The sequence below is a fragment of the Mycobacterium sp. 2YAF39 genome (assembly GCF_052114565.1).
GTDB lineage: Bacteria > Actinomycetota > Actinomycetes > Mycobacteriales > Mycobacteriaceae > Mycobacterium.
In genome coordinates, this window is sequence record NZ_JBFREZ010000005.1 from 401,245 (window position 1) to 418,609 (window position 17,365).

Sequence of the window (17,365 nt, forward strand, 5' to 3'; positions counted from 1 at the left end):
CCCCGGACCGTCACGACGTCGCGGCCAGGGATCCCGTCTTGTAGCGGTGATAGAGCACGGCGGCGGGCACGGAGAAGAACAACGGATTGGCGATGGCGCCGGCGATGAAGCCGTAGATCAGGCTCGAATCCGTACCACCGACGTGGTAGCCCCACACATACGCCGCACCCGTCGCGACGACTAAGAGGATGCGACCCACGGTAGGGCCTGCGTGATGGCCGAGCAGTCGCACCACAAACGTGTCGACGAGCCCCAGGCCGGACGTCGTGAAAAGCGCGCCGACGAGGGCCACTCCGACCACCAGTGAGTGATTGTCGACGCCGCGGAAGCTGAAGCCGGTGGTCATCAAGAACGCAAGGAGGACGAGAACCAGCGCCGGCGAGAGGATTCCGAGCCCCAGCGCCAGCCGCCGCCCACGGCGGATCAGTTCTTTGGGATCGGCATGGGATTCCTTGGTCGCGCCGTCAGCAAGGAGATTCACGGCCGCAGCGGAGAGCACCATGTTCAGTGGCCCGAGCAGAGTCTGCGCCAGCCGTAGCCCACCGATGTACACCGACGGGCCGAAGCCGCCGAGCACCAACAGCGGAATCGTCGAGACCGCCTGCCCGAACGAGAAATCTGCCAACTGAGCCGTCGCTGGGCGCCAGAACGCGAGCGGAGAGACGTGTGCCGACACTGCAGGCAACCGCATCACAAGGTAAACGATGGTGGTCAGGTACGTCAGGTTGATGAAGAGTGTGAACACCAACGCATCGATGCTGAAGAACAGAACTGCAATACCCAAAAGAGTTGCGGCGAAACGCAATGCGTCACCACGCGCGACTGTCACACGTTCGTCCAGCGCCATCCCCCGAATCCGCAGCCATTCCGCCAGGATCGGCAGAACAGTGGTGAGCGCCAGGACCACCAGCCAGCCCGGTTGGCGAACGCCGAGCGCGAACGCCGAAATCGCGAAGATGCCCGATGCGATGAGGGCGGCGGTGACCGCCGCGCGGACGTGGATGTGCGAGTCGCTGTTCTGCCGCATCTCGATGAGGGCGGGCTGAAAGAGCACCGACCGAACAGCCCCGATGAGTGTGACGGTGATCAGGGTGAGCAGCGAGAACTGCACGAACGCGTCGGCGTGCATGGCCGCCGCGGCCATCACCATCGCGCCGGCGCCGGAAGCGCTCATGAACATCTGCGCGACTAGCAGGGGCTGAGACGATATCAGCCCAGTGACTTTCCGCAGCAGACCCTTCGGCGGGGTTGCCGTGGTGACCCCGCCCGCCAGAGCGTTGTCCGCCAAAACCTTGTCCTCCAACACGTTCTCGGTCATGTCAGGTGACGACAGCCGACTGGAGGTATCGAGTTGGTTGAGCTGCAACGTCTTCGAGTATCGAGTCGATGACAGCGCGGTCGAACGATCCCGAGTAGTACGAGGCGGTGATGTTCAGCCGCCCTTGGGCGTCCCACATCGTCGTGATGGGAATCTGATGCGGAACGCCGGGATCATTGATCAGGATGTACATGCAGCCGTTGCCGCGGTCGATCCAGCGGATCTTCTTCATCGCCGGATGAAGCGAGGGATCCGAGAACACCGTCCTGGCCCCGTCCGGGTACTCGGCCGACTGCACGGCCGCCTTCTTCGTGGGCAGGATCCGCTTCTTCAACAGGGAAGCCGCCAGCCGCACCACGGGTGCCGGGGTGGAAACCGCTGCGTTGTATGCCTTTCCGTACTCTTCGAGTGTGCACGTCGCGCGCGCGGAGACCTCCGCGATACCGGGGAGATTCGCCAGGGTGACCTGGCCTTCCGGCAGGAACCGCCGCAAGTCGACGACCACGCCGAGGTCATCGGTGAGAGGCACACCGTGTTCGGCGAACGCACGCCTGATCAGGAACGAGACGGCCGCGCTCATGCTGACGTCGGGGAACGACTCCTTGCGCAGTGCCCGGATGACGTTGAACGTGCCCGGTTCGCTGCGGACGAACGACTTCACGATGTTGCGGACATCCGCCTCAGGGTAGGAACGGGTGCCGGGTGCATTCTCCGACGGGGAAGCCGGCTGTGCACGAAGAGACTTCAGAGCGTCGCTCGGCGACTTCGAGACGACGGCGTTGACCGCGGCCTTCAGCGGTCGGTCGTTGTTGGACACCGGGTAGTCGGCGACATCCGCACCGGAGGCGACCGCGGCCAGCTCCAGGCACGCGGTCGCATCGCCGAAACCGTGGTCGGCACTGAACATCAGGTAATCCCCGCAGAACACCAGCACCATCGGGTGATTTCCCACCGACGCCTCGGCAGTGATCTCCTCGTAGTGCCGAAGCATCTCGGCTTCGGGAAGGGTATCGATGGTCCAGATTCGGGCGAACGCGTCCGGGTCGAAGGACCATTTGTTGGTGGTCGCGGACGGAATCAGGCCGACACGGGCGGACGGACCGCGCATCGCGACCGCGCGGATCACCGATTTCGCGTAGTCCTCGCCCTTGTGGTCCAACGGTCCTGCCAACAGTGACGTCCTGGTGCCCGCGAAGGCGACGTCCGCCCAGCCGACCTTGACCTTGTTCGTCGAGACCATTGCGGTCATACCTCGCCTTCGTGTCGTGATCCGAGGATCGCTGCTGTGTTGTATCCGCCCATGCCCATCGAGAGTTTCAGCGTCAGACCGTCTTTCATCGCGGTCGGCCCGTCGATCAGCCGGGGATGGTGCTCCGAGACTGCCGGAGCGGCGGGAATCGTCTTGTGCTGTTGCGCGAGCGCCGCGCCTGCGATTTCGATCGTGGCCGCCGAGGTGAGGCAGTGCCCGACCAGCGGCTTGAGGGCATAGATGTCCAGATCACCGTCGAAGAGATCGTCGAGCACTGTCACTTCGGCTGCGGTGCATTGTTCGGTGCCGGTGCCGTGGGCGTTGAGGTAACGAATGTCGGAACTATCGACACCGGCATTCGCCATCGCGCTGACAACGCTTTCCTTGACCATTTCGAAGGACGGGTTCATCCCCGTCGGGTGGTAGCCGTCGGCCGTCATGGCGCCGCCGAGCAGCTGCATGTACGGATCGTCGACGCGATTCGACATCACGAACGTGATCGCCGACTCGCCGGGCGAGAACCCTCGCGACCCCGACTGGAACGGCCGGCACGCGACCAGCGGCTCGTCGTCGATGACCGCCGCGCCGAGATTGACGAATCCGGAAAGGATTTCGGGTGTGAATGACAGGTCGGTCGTCGACACGATGACGTCGTCGACCATGCCCGCCTCGATCCACATCTTCGCGGTGATGAGCGCGACCAGGCCTGTCGAGCACGTCGCGCTGACCTCGGTGGCCGGCCCGTGAAAGTCATTCTCCTTCATCAGCATCGAGATCGCCGTCGACGTCAGGATGCCGCCGACGAATTGGCGGCGGCTGCCGTTGTAATTCCGGTAGAAGTCGCGGAAGACATAGCTGTCACCGAAGGTGGTACCGCGGATCACGCCGACGCGCTTGCCAGGAACCCAGCCCCGCCCACGCGCGTCCGCGATCGCCTCGCGGCACGACGACAGGTAGGAGCGGATGAACAGGCCGTCCCCGTCGGCCGGGTCGCCGCCCTCGGGAATGCGTGCCAGCCAGCCCATCTCGTCGCTGCCGTCGTCATCCACCCGGGTGAGCCGGGCGGCGGGCTTGCTGCTCATCAGGCCGCTCCACAGCGCGTCCTTGCCCCAGCCGTAACCGGTTACCGCCCCGAGCCCTGCGAAGGACACTCCCGTTGAAACTGTATTCCCCATTGCACTACTCCTTGTCAGACTGAATGTTGGTGATCGGAAGGCCTTGAGCCAGCCGAAGATTGTCGATCATCGGCGCCACTGTCAGTACGCGCCTTTCTTCTGCACGACCGCGCCGACTGTCTTGGCGATGAGCAGCAGGTCGCCGATCATGGACCAGTTGTCGACATAGGACAGATCGAGTCGCACGGCAGCGTTCCACGACAGATCGGAACGGCCGCTGACCTGCCACAGACCGGTGACGCCCGGTTTGACGAGCAACCTGCGCAAGACCTCGCAGTCATAGGCCTCGACTTCGCGCCGCAGCGGTGGGCGGGGCCCCACGACGCTCATGTCGTCGAAGAGCACGTTGATGAACTGCGGCAGCTCGTCAAGGCTGTACCGCCGCAAGAACGAGCCGACCCTTGTGATCCGGGGATCCTCTTTCATCTTGAAGAGCACCCCGTCGCTCTCATTCGATGCCAGCAAGGTCGCGAGCTGCCGATCGGCGTCCTGGACCATGGTGCGGAACTTCACCATCGAGAACGGCCGGCCGTCGATGCCGATTCGTTCCGATGTGTAGAAGACCGACCCTTTACTGTCCAGCTTGATGGCGATCGCGATCGCAAGAAGGACTGGCGATGTCACGACCAGCACCGCGAGTGCGAAGCACAGGTCGAATGCTCTCTTCTGGAATTTTTTCGACCCTCGGTACTGCGGTCCCTCGATCTGGAGCAGCGGGATCCCCGCGGTGGGGCGCATCACCAGCCTGGACAGCGCGACGTCCATGACCCCGGTCGAGACCACGAGGTCCACGCCCATGGGCTCGAGATCCCATATCAGTCTGCGGATTCCGCGCACGCCGAAGTGCTCGGTCCCGGCGATGGCCACCGTGTCGGCACCGTAGGTCCGAATCGCGCGAAGCAATTCGGGTTCGCCACCCACGATCGGGATCGCGTGGCCACTGACCGTGACATGCTCGCCGCGCGAGACACCATGGCCCGGAACGGCGATGCCGACAACCTGGTAGCCCTCGGTCGGATCCTGCATCAGTTCCTCGACCAGATGTTCTACCGCGTCGAGCTCACCGAAAGCGAGAACCGCCGTTTGACAATGTCCTTTGGCACGTTTGCTGATGATCTGGCGGTGCCACGCCCATCTGGTAAGCACCAATCCGACCGCTCCGACGGGCAGAGCCAGGGCGAGGTAGCCACGGGAGATGTCGAGCTTGAGGAGCAGCGAAACGATCGCGATGACGCCGAAGGTGCTCAGCGAGGCAGTGAGGACGCGTCGATACTCCTCCACGCCGGTGCCGATAAGCCGCGGGGATCTGGTGCGGAATGCCGCCAGCGCGCACAGCCAGGCGGTGATGAACAGCGCCGAGTACGTCGTGACGTAGTACGGCGGATAGTCGGCCGGCGTCCAGGTCGGACCGAACCGGACATATTGGCTGAGCAGCACAGCGGCGGACACCACGAAAAAATCGCTGACACGCACAGTGGCGGCGTACCTGCGCTGCCACGTCGATCGCGCGAAGACACCGGTGGGCATCCCCACCGCATCACTCGGTGCGCTCTGCTCAACCGGTCTGACCAGATGGACCTTGCCGCCGAGTGCCGGCGCCACTTCAAACGAATCCAGTGAGCTGCTCATCGGGCGTCCCGGAACTCGGGCGCCCGACCTAAGCCAGCGCTACCTTCTCTCAACACGGCGCCCCTCCCGGACGAAATACGACACGAAGATGCTGGTTTAGCAAAGCATCCTGATTTTCCTGTAGCAGGACTTCCCCGGCCCACTGTTTGCTGTGACCGCACGGTATCACCCACACCGGGAACCGCACAAGCTATTCATGAGACTTCTCAGTCAAGATCAGTTTTTAGAGTGTCGACAACTTGTTGCCAGCTTGTGAACGAACACGTTAATTAGCGTGTTGAACTGTAGATATAGGCAGGTTCATGATCGGTACCAAAGTTATTAAGCGTTGTGGTGACTGGCACAAAATGTGCAATATGCCGCAGTTTTAGCAAACACAATTTCGGACAGGCTACCGACAGCGGAGCCTCCTTGCCAGCACCCACTAGGGGTGCTATACACGTCGCTCCGTCAGATTTAGCAATGCACATTCAGCGGTTTTGGGCGTTCAGCCAGCCACTATCGGCGCTGGTTGCGCCACGTGCCGAGACCTCGTCCCCCCAGCAGCCGACCAGGGCGGATGCCATATGAAACCCGGATTGATCTCCTGCGACCGCAATCAGTCGGGGAAGCCGAACGCCCGCGAGGGCTACTTGACGATCAACGTGCCCTTCATCGACGGGTGGTACACGCAGTGAAACGCGTACTCGCCCGGCTTGGTCGGCGCGGTCAAGGTGCCCTGTTCACCGGCGTCGACGTGCACATCGAACATGCCTTCGGTCTGCGACGTCACCGAGTGTTCGGCGGAATCGTCGTTCTTGATGGTGATCTGTGCTCCCGGCGCGACGGTGATCGGGGCGCTGAAGCTCATGTCTGCCATCGTGATCGTCGGGCCGGTGGCCTCGGGAGCCGCGCTGGAGGTTTCCGGGCTGGCGGTGGCGGTGGCCGTGCCGGTGTCGCCCTCCGAAGTGGAGTAGTTGGATTCGCTGCCACACGCGGCGACGGCGGTGACAAGGCATACGGTCGCGCACAACAGCAGGAACTTCTTCATCGCGCCTCCTGAGGATTGTCTCCCGATGACACGATTATCGACTGGATACGGTTCGACCAAGCCGCTTTGTCCAACCGTGCCGATCACGGCCGATCACAACGTAGCGGTGAAGGGCCCGACTGGCGTACACACCGGCTGCGGCGGGTTCCCGGTGTTGGCGCATCCCCGCCCGGTGGAGACGTAGGTGGCACCCGGGCGGAACGGCGCGTAGAAGACCTGCGCGGTCAGCACCCCATTGTTCTGCTCGCATTTGGGCGGCTCGGGGCTGCCCTGCATCTGGACACATGCCACCGACAGGTAGGCGTTGGATCGTTCGCATGCGCCCGGCGACAGCGTGGCGGTGACCATGTCCGTGCCGGAAACGCCGACGACCTGCGGCGGTGACAGGTTGTACGTACACGTGGGCGGGGGGTCGGCGACGGCGACGGCGGCCGTTGTCGCGACGGGCAGAGTCGCGGCGGCGATGAGGCATACCAGCGACCGGACCATTGGTGGATCGTAGTTCACCGCAGGTGGTCCTCATCGATGATGAACAGAACGAGCGTGACTGCCAGGAATCCCGCAGGCAGCCAGATCGCATGCACCCCCCAGGCCACGCTCGCGAACGAGCCAACGAGAGCACCTAGGCCGAACACGGAAATCAGCGCGCCGTAGACGCCGAACGCTCGCCGCGATTCCACGTTCTTCTCGACGAACGCGTCGTACCAGGACTCCATCAACCGCATCAAGTTGCCCGTGGTCGCAACGGGCATGTATGCGAGGTCACCGATATTGCGGAACAGCCCGATTTGCATCGCCGCGAGAAACGAGATCGGCACGGTGACATAGCTGTGGGGCACGTCGGCAGGGACGAAACCGATGRCGCCCAGCGCGACGGCCTGCACACCAATCGTCCAGCGCAATGCGTGTGGGATGAAGCGTTCGACGCGGCCGGACTTGATATGTGATGCGAGCGCCATGCCGGCGATGAACGCCAGCAACGGCCAGACGTGGTTGAGCGCCGCGGACCATTTGCCCTCCGATGTGTCGATCGCACCGAAGATGACGTTGGCGGTCTGGACGTTGGCGAACACGCCACCGCGGGCGATGTAGGTGTGCGCGTCGAGAAATCCGTTGGCCAGCGTGAGCAGCAGCGCGAACCACAGCGTCCGCGTTCGCTCCATGTCCTGTGGGCCGGTCGGCGGGTGACCCATGCCGACAACCTAACCCTGTGCCGTGTTCGGCTCCTAACCCGCGCCCAGAGCGTCGAGCATTCCTGCCGCCGCCCGTGGCCAGGTGAACTGTTCGGCACGGCGTCGTGCGTCGTTGCGGCGCAGCAGTTCTGGGCGACTGATGATCGACGCTACCGCCTGCGCGATGGCGTCGGGGTCGTTGTCGGCGGCGGCACCGCTGTCGGCGGTGAGAATCTCGGCGAGAGCGGACGTGCGGGAAACCACCGCGGGCGTGCCGCATGCAAGGGCTTCCAGGGCTGCCAGACCGAACGTCTCGTGTGGGCCGGGGGCGAGTGCGACGTCCGCAGTCGCCAGGATGGTGGCGACGGTGTCGCGGCACCCGATGTAACCGGTGAAGTCGACAGGCAGGCGCGCGGCCTGGCGCTCGAGCCGGGCACGCATCGGTCCCTCGCCGACGACGACCAGCCTCGCATCGACACCCGAATCTCGCAGGGAGGCAACGGTGTCGACACTGCGGTGGGCGTGCTTCTCCACCGAGAGCCTGCCGCAATGCACCAACAGCGTCTGTTCCGGGCTCGCCCACTGTTGCCGAACGGAGGTTGACCGCCTGCTGGGATGGAATTGGTCGAGGTCGACCCCGAGCGGCACGGTGACCACATTCGCGGCGTCGATTCTGTCGAACTCCTCCCGCGCGAACGCCGTCGTGCAGACCACGGCGTCGTACGTCTCTGCGGTGCGCCGGTTGGCGGCGTCGGCGATCGAACGGGCCGCGCGCGACGGAAGTACCTGTCCGACAAGGCGATCGAGTCGCTCATGGGAGATCATCACGGTTGCGACGTTGCGGCGGCTCCCCCACTCCCCGAGCGAGCGAAGGGTGAGTCGGTCCGACACTTCCAGCGCGTCGGGCGCGAGCTGAGCCAGCAGGTCGGTGACGGGCCGGGGCAGCACCGCACGGTAGCCGCCGGTGAATGGGATCAGGCGCGCAGGCAAAGAGATTCGAACGACTCCCGACGCGAGCCCATGCACTTCGGAGCTCTGGCCCGGCACCACCAGAAAGACTTCGTGGCCGCGGGCACAGTACTCCGCGCCCAGCCGATCCACTGCCGTGCGCAGGCCGCCCGAACGCGGACCGTAGAAGTTCGCGACCTGCACCACCCGCATGAACTGAATTTGACCTGGACGCATGTGCGGTCAACAACGCGACACCAACGGGCAGCTGAACTGCGCGCGAATTCGGTCCCCCGCGACCGAAAAAGGCGAGGTCAGGTCAGGTGCTCGCCGAACCAGTCCTGTACCCGGCGCCAGGCGTCGTCGGCGGCGGTGGGGTTGTAGCGGTCGCCGGTGTCGTTGAAGAACGCGTGGTTGGCGTCGGGCTCGGTGACCAGTTCGAATACCAGGCCCGCTTTTTCCAGTGCCGCCCGCGCCGCGGGCTCTCCCGCGTTGACGCGTTGGTCCTGGGCGGCGTAAATACCCAGCACTGCAACGTCTTTGGAACCGGCGAAGTCCGGATTGTCGGGAGTCGGTCCGTAGAACGGCACAGCGGCGGCCAATCGCGGCTCACCGGAGGCCAGCAGCTGCCAGACGAAGCCGCCGCCCATGCAGAAGCCGACCGCGGCGACCTTCTTTCCGGGAACCCGGCGCAGCAGTTCGTCGACTCCCGACTTCAGATCGGCAATCGCCTGTTCGGGCGGCACCTTGCCCAGAGCCGCGGTGGCTTCGGCGGGGTCGGCGAACGTAGCCGTACCGCCCTGGGCCGACAGCAGGTCGATCGCCAGCGCGGAGTAGCCGATGCCGGCGAAGCGCCCGGCCACCGAGCGGATGTAGTCGTTGAGTCCCTTGTTCTCGTGGATGACCAGCACCCCGCCACGCGGGTCGGTCGCCGGCGCCCAGGCCGCTTGTAGCTCGCCGCCGGGGCCGGCCCAGGTGATCGGTTGGGTCGGGACGGTGTTCTCCGATCCCGGCGGCGGTGCGCTCACGGTGGCGGGCTCGTTCGACGTCACCGGGGCGTCAGAAGTCGGCTGCTTGTTCTCACCGCACGCCGCGATCAACGCGGTGGCCGCCGCGGTGCCGACCCCGAGCAATGCTAGCCGACGCAGGGCTTCGCGTCTCGACAGCAACCCGTCAACGTGATCAGTTGCGATTTCTTCGGCGATATACCGCTGTAAGGGGGTCACATTCGCGAGTATGCCCTCATGGACTGGACGCCGGACACGGATGCGTTGCGCGGCAAGGTGGCCGTGGTGGCCGGGGCGACGCGTGGAGCCGGGCGGGGCATCGCGGCTGCGCTCGGTGAGGCCGGAGCGACGGTGGTCTGCACGGGTCGCAGCAGCGTGTCCGGTAACGAGCAGTCCGACTATGACCGGCCGGAGACGATCGAAGAGACGGCCGAACTCGTCACCCGACTGGGCGGCACTGGGATTGCATTGCAGGTCGACCACCTCGATATCGCGGCGGTCGGCCGCCTTGCCGACCGAATCCGCGCCGACCATGGCGCCATCGACATCCTGGTCAACGACATCTGGGGCGCGGAGGTGCTCAAGGGCGGGCCACCGCAGTGGAACAGGCCGATCTGGGAGCACGATATCTCCGACGGGCTCCGCATCCTGCGGCTCGGCATCGACACCCACCTGATCACGTCGCACTACCTGTTGCCCCTGCTGGTCGCCAGGCCGGGCGGCCTACTCGTCGAAGTGACCGACGGGACAAAGGATTTCAACGACCTCAACTACCGGCTGTCGGTGTTCTACGACCTTGCCAAGACCGCGGTGAACCGGCTGGCCTACAGCCAGGGGCACGAACTGGAGGGCTTCGGTGGTACCGCGGTGGCCGTGACACCGGGCTGGCTGCGATCGGAGATGATGCTCGACAACTGGGGCGTCACCGAAGAGACCTGGCATCACGCCCTCGACCCGCGCCGGTCCGACGGCCCCGTGGCTCCCCCGGGCTTCGCCGAATCCGAGACGCCGCGCTACGTCGGGCGCGGTGTCGCCGCAATCGCCGCAGACGCGCGCCGGTCGCGGTTCAACCAGCAGTCCGTCACGTCTGCCGACCTCGCGCGCGAGTACGGCTTCACCGACACCGACGGTCGCCAGCCAGACGCCTGGACATAGAAAGACCAGCTCAGAACCAAAAGTAGACAATAATCAAAATCTGTTCACCAATATCGTTGACACCCGCCAACCGGGGCTGTTCTATGACCTGGTGACGTACGACACGATCATCATGAACGGCCGTTGGTTCGACGGCACCGGCGCGCCATCGGCGGTGCGGAACATTGGCCTGCGCGACGGTCACGTCGTCGCGATAACGCCCGCCGATCTCGACACGACCGGTTGCCCGCAGGTCATCGACGCGACAGGCAAATGGGTACTGCCCGGCATGGTCGACATCCACACCCACTACGACGTCGAGGTGCTGGTCGGGCCCGCGCTGACGGAGTCACTTCGCCACGGCGTCACCACCGTGATGCTCGGATCGTGCTCACTGTCCACCGTGCACGTCGGCGGTGTCGACGCCGGCGACATCTTCGGACGCGTCGAGGCGATCCCCCGCGAACACGTGATCGGCGCAGTCGATGACAACAAGACCTGGACCAACTGCGAGGAGTACATCGCGGCGCTGGAGGCGCGTCCGCTCGGCCCCAACGTGGCGGCGTTCATCGGGCACTCCGATATGCGTGCCGCCACCATGGGGTTGGACCGTGCGACTCAAAAAAAGCAACGGCCGACCAGAAGCGAACAGGCACAGATGGAGAAGTGGCTCGACGAGGCACTTCGTGCCGGGTTCGTCGGAATGTCCTCTCAGCAATTGCTTTTCGACAAGCTCGACGGAGAGGTTTGCCGGTCGCGGACGCTGCCTTCGACCTATGCCAAGCCGCGGGAACTGCGTCGCCTCAAGTCCCGGCTACGGACGGCAGGCAGGGTCCTGCAGTCCGGACCCGATATCGGCAACCCGCTGAATCTCGGGTCGCAGGTGTTCCAGTCGCTCGGTGTCTTCCGCAATCCGCTGAAGACGAGCCTGCTTTCGGCCGCCGACGTCAAGTCGAACCCGTACGCGATCAAATTGCTGGGACCGCTGGCGCGGTTGGCCAACCGCCTCGGCGGCAACTTCCGCTGGCAGCACCTCCCGGTGCCGTTCGAGGTCTACGCCGACGGCATCGACCTGGTGGTCTTCGAGGAATTCGGGGCGGGCGCCGCAGCACTGCACCTACGCGACGAGGTCGAACGCAACGAACTCCTTCGCGACGAGACATATCGCCGTCAGTTCCGCAAGGAATACGAGAGCAAGTTCGGAATGCGGGTGTGGCAGCGCGACTTCTTCGACGCCGAGATCGTCGCCTGCCCCGACGAGTCGGTGGTCGGTAGATCGTTCGGGCAGGTGGGCCTCGACCGCGGCGGTCTGCACCCCGTCGACACCTTCCTGGACCTGGTGCTCGAGCACGGCACGGCGCTGCGGTGGCGCACCACGATCTCCAACCACCGGCCCGAGGTGCTCAAGAAGCTGGCCCGCGACCCGGGCATCCAGATGGGCTTCTCCGATGCGGGCGCCCACCTTCGCAACATGGCGTTCTACAACATGGGCCTGCGACTGCTGCGCCATGTCAACGAGTCGCAGAAGGCGGGCAGACCGTTCATGACCGTCGAGCAGGCGGTCCACCGGCTCACGGGTGAACTCGCCGACTGGTACCGCATCGACGCGGGCCATCTGCGCATCGGCGACCGTGCCGACATCATCGTCATCGATCCCGAACGGCTGGACGAATCGCTGGACGGCTACGCCGAGGCGCCGGTCGAGCAGTACGGCGGTCTTTCACGGATGGTCAACCGCAACGACGACACGGTGCGCGCCGTGTTCGTGGGCGGACGCGCGGTTTTCCTCGACGCCGAGGCGACCGACGCCGTCGGTACTGCGCGCACCGGTAGGTTCCTGCGGGCCGCGCACAAGGCGCCGGCCCAGACGATCAAACAATCGGAGTTATCAAGTGTCAGTTGAGGATACAGTTCTGGGCATGTGGAAAGCGCTGTCCGCACGAGATTGGGAGTCGCTGACGACATTTCTGTCGGATGACTGTATCTATTGCGACATGCCGCTCGGGCCAGCACTTTCCACGCGCGGACCCGAAGACATCATCGCGAAACTCAGGATCGGGCTCGAACCGTTGGCATCGTATGAAAACCACGACGGGGTACTGGTGAGCAACGGCGGCGACGTAATGTACGAGCATTCCGAGACGTGGCAATGGACCACCGGTGAGACGGCGGTGCTCCGGTTCGTCACGGTACACAAGGTCGTCGACGGCAAAATCACCGTATGGAAAGACTATTGGGACATGGGCGGACTGACCAACACCGCGCCGGCGACGTGGCTCCAGGATGTGACGGCGGCGTACACGGTACCGATGTTCGACGCCAGCGGTCTGATCTAAGCGTCAGCTCAGCGTGTAGTCGCGCTGCGCATTGCCGATGGCCTTGCGGGCATACCCGCTCAAACGCTCCAGGCCAACCGAAACTTTTCTGCCAGCTCGTCGGGCGCCAGATTGCCGTAGTTCTGCTGCTCGTACCGCCGTACCGCGACAACTGCGTCGACGACCTCGTCACCGAGAAGCCTACGCAGCAAGTAAGATTGGTCCAGTGCGTCGATCGCATCGGCCTGGTTCTGCGCCAACAGCGCGACGCCGGACTCCGCACGCTGGGCATCGCTCAACGAGTCGGGGTCGACGGTTACCTCCGGTGGCAGGGTCAGCTCACGCTGGATGCCGTCGAGCGAGAGGCCGAGTACCGCGGCCGTCGCGAGATATGGATTAGCCGACGGGTCGATGACCTTGACCTCCACATTGGCACCTTCCGGATTACTGGGCCCGCCGACCAGGAAGCGAACTGCCGCTTCCCGGTTTTCAATTCCCCAGCAGACATAGGCACCCGACCAGTGGCCGGGCTGCATGCGCACTCCGGACAGCACCGAGCCACACAGGATGCCCTGTGCTTCGGACAACCCAGCCACCAGGCCGCCGACCGCGGACTCCCCTTCCGACGTCATCCCTCCAGCACCCGAGCCGCCCGAGAAGAGCGGCACACCGTCGCGTGTCATCGAAAAGTGTTGGTGGGAACCGGATCCGACGCTACCCGCGAACGGCACCGGCGAGAGGCTGACCCGCATCCCGTATCGCCGTGCGATTCGGCCGACGATGATGCGCGCCAGCACCAGAGCGTCGGCCGCTGCCACCGGTGGCTGAGGGGACAACGAGATCTCGAACTGATTGAGGCCGTACTCGGGGTGGAACTGTTCGATCACAACACCTGAGCTCGTCGCGGCGTCCGTGACGTCGCGGACGAACCCTTCGAACTCGAGCACTCCCGCCAGCCCGTACTGCGCCCACATGTGTGAGGGAAGTTCGCCACCGTCCGGTCCGACGAGCACAAACTCCATCTCGTGGCCGACCACCGCATCGATGCCTGCTTCGGAGAGACGTTCGGTAACCCTGCGTAGTGTGCCGCGACCGCAATAGGGGTCCGGCGAGCCGTCCTGATTGAAGAAAGCGCCGGGCGCCCAGCACAATCCGTCGCCGAGAATGCGCAGTGCGTCCAGATCAATCCGAATCCGCTGATCTCCCACCACGCCGAGGACGTCACTGAACACGACGCCGGTCTGATCAATGGCGAAGGCGTGAAAGACCGGGCTGGCGCCGAGGCCGGGGTCGGCGAAGGCACTCATCCGACGCAGCGGAACGGTCTTTGCGTGTGTGAGACCCGCCGGATTGACGACCGTGCCGATCAACGTGACGACACCGTCGGCCTCGAGTTGCGCGATGGCGGCTGCGGCCAGGGGTTTCGCGGCCTTCGACGTCATAGCCGCCATTGTGCGCGGTGGCGCGCCGGACTACAGCGTGATCTTGCAGGATTGGCCGATGTCGAGCGTCCGCAGCATCCGGCCCATGCCCAGCCACATCGCGCACGACAGCGCGAGGTCGGTCAGCAGCTCGTCGTCGAATTCCTGTTTGCAGCGGTCCCAGAAGTCCTCGTCGTCGCGCAGCCCGGTGTGGTCGCTGGCGAAGCGCTCGGCGAACTCGGCGGCGACCCGCTCCTGCGCGCTGTACCCGGGCCACGTCCGCCACTCGGCAGCGTGGTCATAGAGGTCCTCGTCGACACCGGCGGCGATGCCGTCGGAGTCGCGGGTGTTCTGGCACACCACGCACTCGTTGTCGAGCGCGATGACCATCCGCGCCAGCTCGCGAACCCGCATCGGCAGGCGGTTCTTGTTGTAGACCGCATGGGTGAACCCGGCCATCGCGACGCCGATATCAGGCGACTTCGCCACCCAGGCAGCGGCGTCGTCGTCGGCGAAAGGTCCAATTCGGCTCATGACGGCATCGTACGCCGGAAGCTCCCCGAATTGGAACACGTTCTAGTTTCTGGTTGTGGCGGTCGAGAGGACGGTGGTTATTCGGCACCACGCATGACGGCCACCACCGTCAGCGCGAGGATCTTAAGATCGAGCGCGAGCGACCAGTTCTCGATGTAGTAGTTGTCCCATTCGACACGGTCTGCGATCGAGGTTTGACCGCGCAGCCCGTGCACCTGTGCCCAACCGGTGATGCCGGCCTTCACGCGGTGGCGTTCGCCGTAACGATGAATCTGTATTTCGAAGAACTCAACGAATTGCGGCCGCTCCGGACGGGGGCCGACCAGGCTCATCTCCCCCTTGAGAACGTTGATCAGTTGGGGTAACTCATCCAGGGATGTCGACCGCATGATCTTGCCGATGGCAGTCCGTCTGTCGAGGCCTTCGACGCCGCCCGGGGCCGAACTCGACTTCAATTCGAAGTCGGCGTCTGACGCCCGAACCGGCCGCATAGTTCGGAATTTGAGGCATTGGAAGACTCGTCCGTCTCGTCCGATCCGGTCCTGCTTGAAGAAGATCGTTCCCGGCGAGCTGAGCCGGACCAACACGGCCAGGGTGATGAGCAACGGGGAGATCGCAAGCAGTCCAAGGCCCGCCGCGACGCGATCGCCGATGTGTTTGGCGTTGAACTGCCAGCCGTGCGGGTCGGCGCTCGGGAGCGACATCAGCGGAAGACCGCCCAGGTGATCGACCGTTGCCCGATCGCCGACGACGTCGAACATGCGCGGCACCACCCACACCCGCGCCTTATACCGGTGAGCAACCCGGACAACGCGGGTCAAAGACTCGTCGCGGATGTGGGAGAAGGCTATGAGAACGGCTGCCGCCCCGGTCATCTCGATCGCTGCACCAATATTCTCCGGCGGTCCGATGATCGGAATGTCGGGGTTTGCACCCGGTCTCGCTTGCGCACCCTCGGCGTCGAGGAGGCCGATCGGTTCCAGGCCGTATTCGGGGTTGGCCCGCAAACGTTCAACGATTCGGTTGGCGACCTCCCCACTCCCGATGATGAGGGTGGGAGCCATGAAGTGGTGATTCTTCCTCAGCCGCTTCTGAATCATGGAGTGGATGAAGCGCGGTATCGGCATCAGGACGGCGGCACACACCCACGTCTTGGACACCACGGTGCCGGCAAGTTGCCCCGTGTGGGTGAGGGTCATGATCCCCAACACGAGAACGGCGGCAAGTGCGACGTTGGTCTCGATCGGCCCGATCTCGTCGATGAAGTTTCGGCCCAGTCTGTGCCGGTACAGCGATTGCACGGCGAACAGCACCACGACGAAGGGGACGAACAGGGCGATCAGCCGCAATGACCTTGCAAGTTCTTCCGACGCGGACGCTGAAGACCACCACACACCAACGGCGACTGCCGCCGACGCGGAAACGATGTCAATGGTGACGGCGATGACCGTGCCGATTGGGCCAACACGAACCAACCCGGCCAGTGCCCTACTTTTCTCCTGCGCGCCGGGCATCTGTCGATCGCCGTGTTCGTCGGGGGCCGCCAGAACAGTCGATTTCGTCATATCGGTCGGTGAAATATTTTTGCGCCCGCAAGGTCGGCCATGTCCTGCAGGACCAGAATCTGACCGCCTGACCAACTGAGCGGGCGAGTATCCCAGCTGAAGAGCGAGCCGATCGCGTCGTCGTCGTCGCTGAAGATGGGAACGCCTGCGTAGGCGCCGACCTCACCGCTGAGCACGAGCGGATGGTTGGCCAGCAACGGGTGATCGGTGGCATCGTCGACGATGAACGGAATGCCGCTCACGACAGTGAACTTGCCGATCGACAGTTCGGCCGGGCGCAACCTTTCGAAGCCACCATTGACGTTGCATCCGGCGAGCAATTCCGTGTTGTCGTCGATCAGTGATACCGCCGCGAAAGGCGTCGCGAGCGCTTCCGCTGTCAACAGAGCAACGGTGTCGAGCATGCTGCTCGGGCCACTTTCCAGCAGTCCGGTGCTGCGCAGAGCGGCCAGCCGTGCGGGGTCACTCAACGAAAGCTGGATCAGGGGGTCCAGCGCGGCAGGGTTGGTCGAAAGCTGTTGAATCAACACGCTGGAGGCGTCGTCATCCACTCCGACGCCGACAACAGCCGCGATCAGCCCTTCTTTGAGTTCGCGTCTTTCGGCATCGGAGAGCCCCCTCGCAGCTTGCCCCCCGTCTGACGGCATTGCGTCATCCACCGGCCTAGCGTAGGTCGCGGCGACTCTCCCGGGGGTGAAGAGCGAAATCTCGTATTGACGTTGTCGTCGGAATCTACGGCGCACCGGTGTGTTTTTCGCGCTTTGATCCCAATATTCAGTGCACATGGCAAGCTGAACCGGTGCCTTGCCTGGCCGTTGGTTCCTGCATCTAATGCAAGCGGCGCCAACGGCGGCTACGGCGAAGGAGG

Annotated in this window: 16 protein-coding genes; 3 read left to right on the forward strand and 13 right to left on the reverse strand. The window is 64.3% G+C overall.

Annotated features, from left to right (window positions below; all coding sequences use genetic code 11):
• Positions 1 to 10: 10 nt before the first annotated feature.
• The 9 genes from AB4Z42_RS17375 to AB4Z42_RS17415 all read right to left on the reverse strand — a co-directional run bounded on the left by AB4Z42_RS17375 (position 11) and on the right by AB4Z42_RS17415 (position 9,747).
• On the reverse strand, positions 11 to 1,318 hold the full coding sequence (locus AB4Z42_RS17375; RefSeq protein WP_442010431.1) for a hypothetical protein: 1,308 nt from the start codon (positions 1,316 to 1,318) through the stop codon (positions 11 to 13).
• A 1-nt stretch (position 1,319) separates the two neighbouring features.
• The gene (locus AB4Z42_RS17380) at positions 1,320 to 2,567 is read right to left on the reverse strand and encodes a hypothetical protein (RefSeq protein WP_442010432.1); all 1,248 of its coding nucleotides are present in this window, start codon (positions 2,565 to 2,567) and stop codon (positions 1,320 to 1,322) included.
• A complete protein-coding gene (locus AB4Z42_RS17385) occupies positions 2,564 to 3,742 on the reverse strand; it encodes a beta-ketoacyl synthase N-terminal-like domain-containing protein (RefSeq protein ID WP_442010433.1) in 1,179 nt (392 codons plus the stop codon). The genes AB4Z42_RS17380 and AB4Z42_RS17385 overlap by 4 nt, the downstream gene beginning before the upstream one ends.
• An 81-nt stretch (positions 3,743 to 3,823) precedes the next feature.
• Entirely contained in the window at positions 3,824 to 5,371 is a 1,548-nt protein-coding gene (locus AB4Z42_RS17390; RefSeq protein ID WP_442010434.1) for a sugar transferase, read from the reverse strand.
• Between the two features lie 628 nt (positions 5,372 to 5,999).
• Positions 6,000 to 6,401, reverse strand: coding sequence for a cupredoxin domain-containing protein (locus tag AB4Z42_RS17395; RefSeq protein ID WP_442010435.1), 402 nt, complete (start codon positions 6,399 to 6,401; stop codon positions 6,000 to 6,002).
• A gap of 93 nt (positions 6,402 to 6,494) precedes the next feature.
• Positions 6,495 to 6,890 carry a hypothetical protein gene (locus tag AB4Z42_RS17400; protein ID WP_442010436.1) on the reverse strand — a complete coding sequence of 132 codons (396 nt, stop codon included), beginning with the start codon at positions 6,888 to 6,890 and terminating at the stop codon, positions 6,495 to 6,497.
• Between the two features lie 14 nt (positions 6,891 to 6,904).
• Positions 6,905 to 7,594 (reverse strand): YoaK family protein, encoded by a 690-nt coding sequence (locus AB4Z42_RS17405; RefSeq protein ID WP_442010437.1) that lies wholly within the window; start codon positions 7,592 to 7,594, stop codon positions 6,905 to 6,907.
• Between the two features lie 33 nt (positions 7,595 to 7,627).
• Positions 7,628 to 8,734, reverse strand: coding sequence for a glycosyltransferase (locus AB4Z42_RS17410; RefSeq protein WP_442010438.1), 1,107 nt, complete (start codon positions 8,732 to 8,734; stop codon positions 7,628 to 7,630).
• A gap of 101 nt (positions 8,735 to 8,835) precedes the next feature.
• Positions 8,836 to 9,747, reverse strand: coding sequence for a dienelactone hydrolase family protein (locus AB4Z42_RS17415; protein ID WP_442010439.1), 912 nt, complete (start codon positions 9,745 to 9,747; stop codon positions 8,836 to 8,838).
• 18 nt (positions 9,748 to 9,765) lie between these two features.
• Here AB4Z42_RS17415 and AB4Z42_RS17420 point away from each other — a divergent pair, with 18 nt between their 5' ends.
• The 3 genes from AB4Z42_RS17420 to AB4Z42_RS17430 all read left to right on the forward strand — a co-directional run bounded on the left by AB4Z42_RS17420 (position 9,766) and on the right by AB4Z42_RS17430 (position 12,998).
• Entirely contained in the window at positions 9,766 to 10,683 is a 918-nt protein-coding gene (locus AB4Z42_RS17420) for an SDR family oxidoreductase (protein WP_442010440.1), read from the forward strand.
• Between the two features lie 91 nt (positions 10,684 to 10,774).
• Positions 10,775 to 12,565 carry an N-acyl-D-amino-acid deacylase family protein gene (locus tag AB4Z42_RS17425; protein WP_442010441.1) on the forward strand — a complete coding sequence of 597 codons (1,791 nt, stop codon included), beginning with the start codon at positions 10,775 to 10,777 and terminating at the stop codon, positions 12,563 to 12,565.
• A gap of 16 nt (positions 12,566 to 12,581) precedes the next feature.
• Entirely contained in the window at positions 12,582 to 12,998 is a 417-nt protein-coding gene (locus AB4Z42_RS17430; RefSeq protein ID WP_442010442.1) for a nuclear transport factor 2 family protein, read from the forward strand.
• A gap of 59 nt (positions 12,999 to 13,057) precedes the next feature.
• On the opposite strand, the gene AB4Z42_RS17435 is transcribed toward AB4Z42_RS17430, so the two are convergent.
• The 4 genes from AB4Z42_RS17435 to AB4Z42_RS17450 form a co-directional block, all read right to left on the reverse strand.
• Positions 13,058 to 14,419, reverse strand: a complete 1,362-nt coding sequence (locus AB4Z42_RS17435) for a glutamine synthetase family protein (RefSeq protein ID WP_442010443.1) — start codon at positions 14,417 to 14,419, stop codon at positions 13,058 to 13,060.
• Between the two features lie 30 nt (positions 14,420 to 14,449).
• Positions 14,450 to 14,932 carry a carboxymuconolactone decarboxylase family protein gene (locus tag AB4Z42_RS17440; RefSeq protein ID WP_442010444.1) on the reverse strand — a complete coding sequence of 161 codons (483 nt, stop codon included), beginning with the start codon at positions 14,930 to 14,932 and terminating at the stop codon, positions 14,450 to 14,452.
• Positions 14,933 to 15,009: 77 nt separating this feature from the next.
• Entirely contained in the window at positions 15,010 to 16,497 is a 1,488-nt protein-coding gene (locus AB4Z42_RS17445) for a sugar transferase (RefSeq protein WP_442010445.1), read from the reverse strand.
• Positions 16,494 to 17,156, reverse strand: a complete 663-nt coding sequence (locus AB4Z42_RS17450; protein ID WP_442010446.1) for a GAF domain-containing protein — start codon at positions 17,154 to 17,156, stop codon at positions 16,494 to 16,496. Before AB4Z42_RS17450 ends, AB4Z42_RS17445 begins: the two co-directional genes overlap by 4 nt.
• Between the last annotated feature and the right edge of the window lie 209 nt (positions 17,157 to 17,365).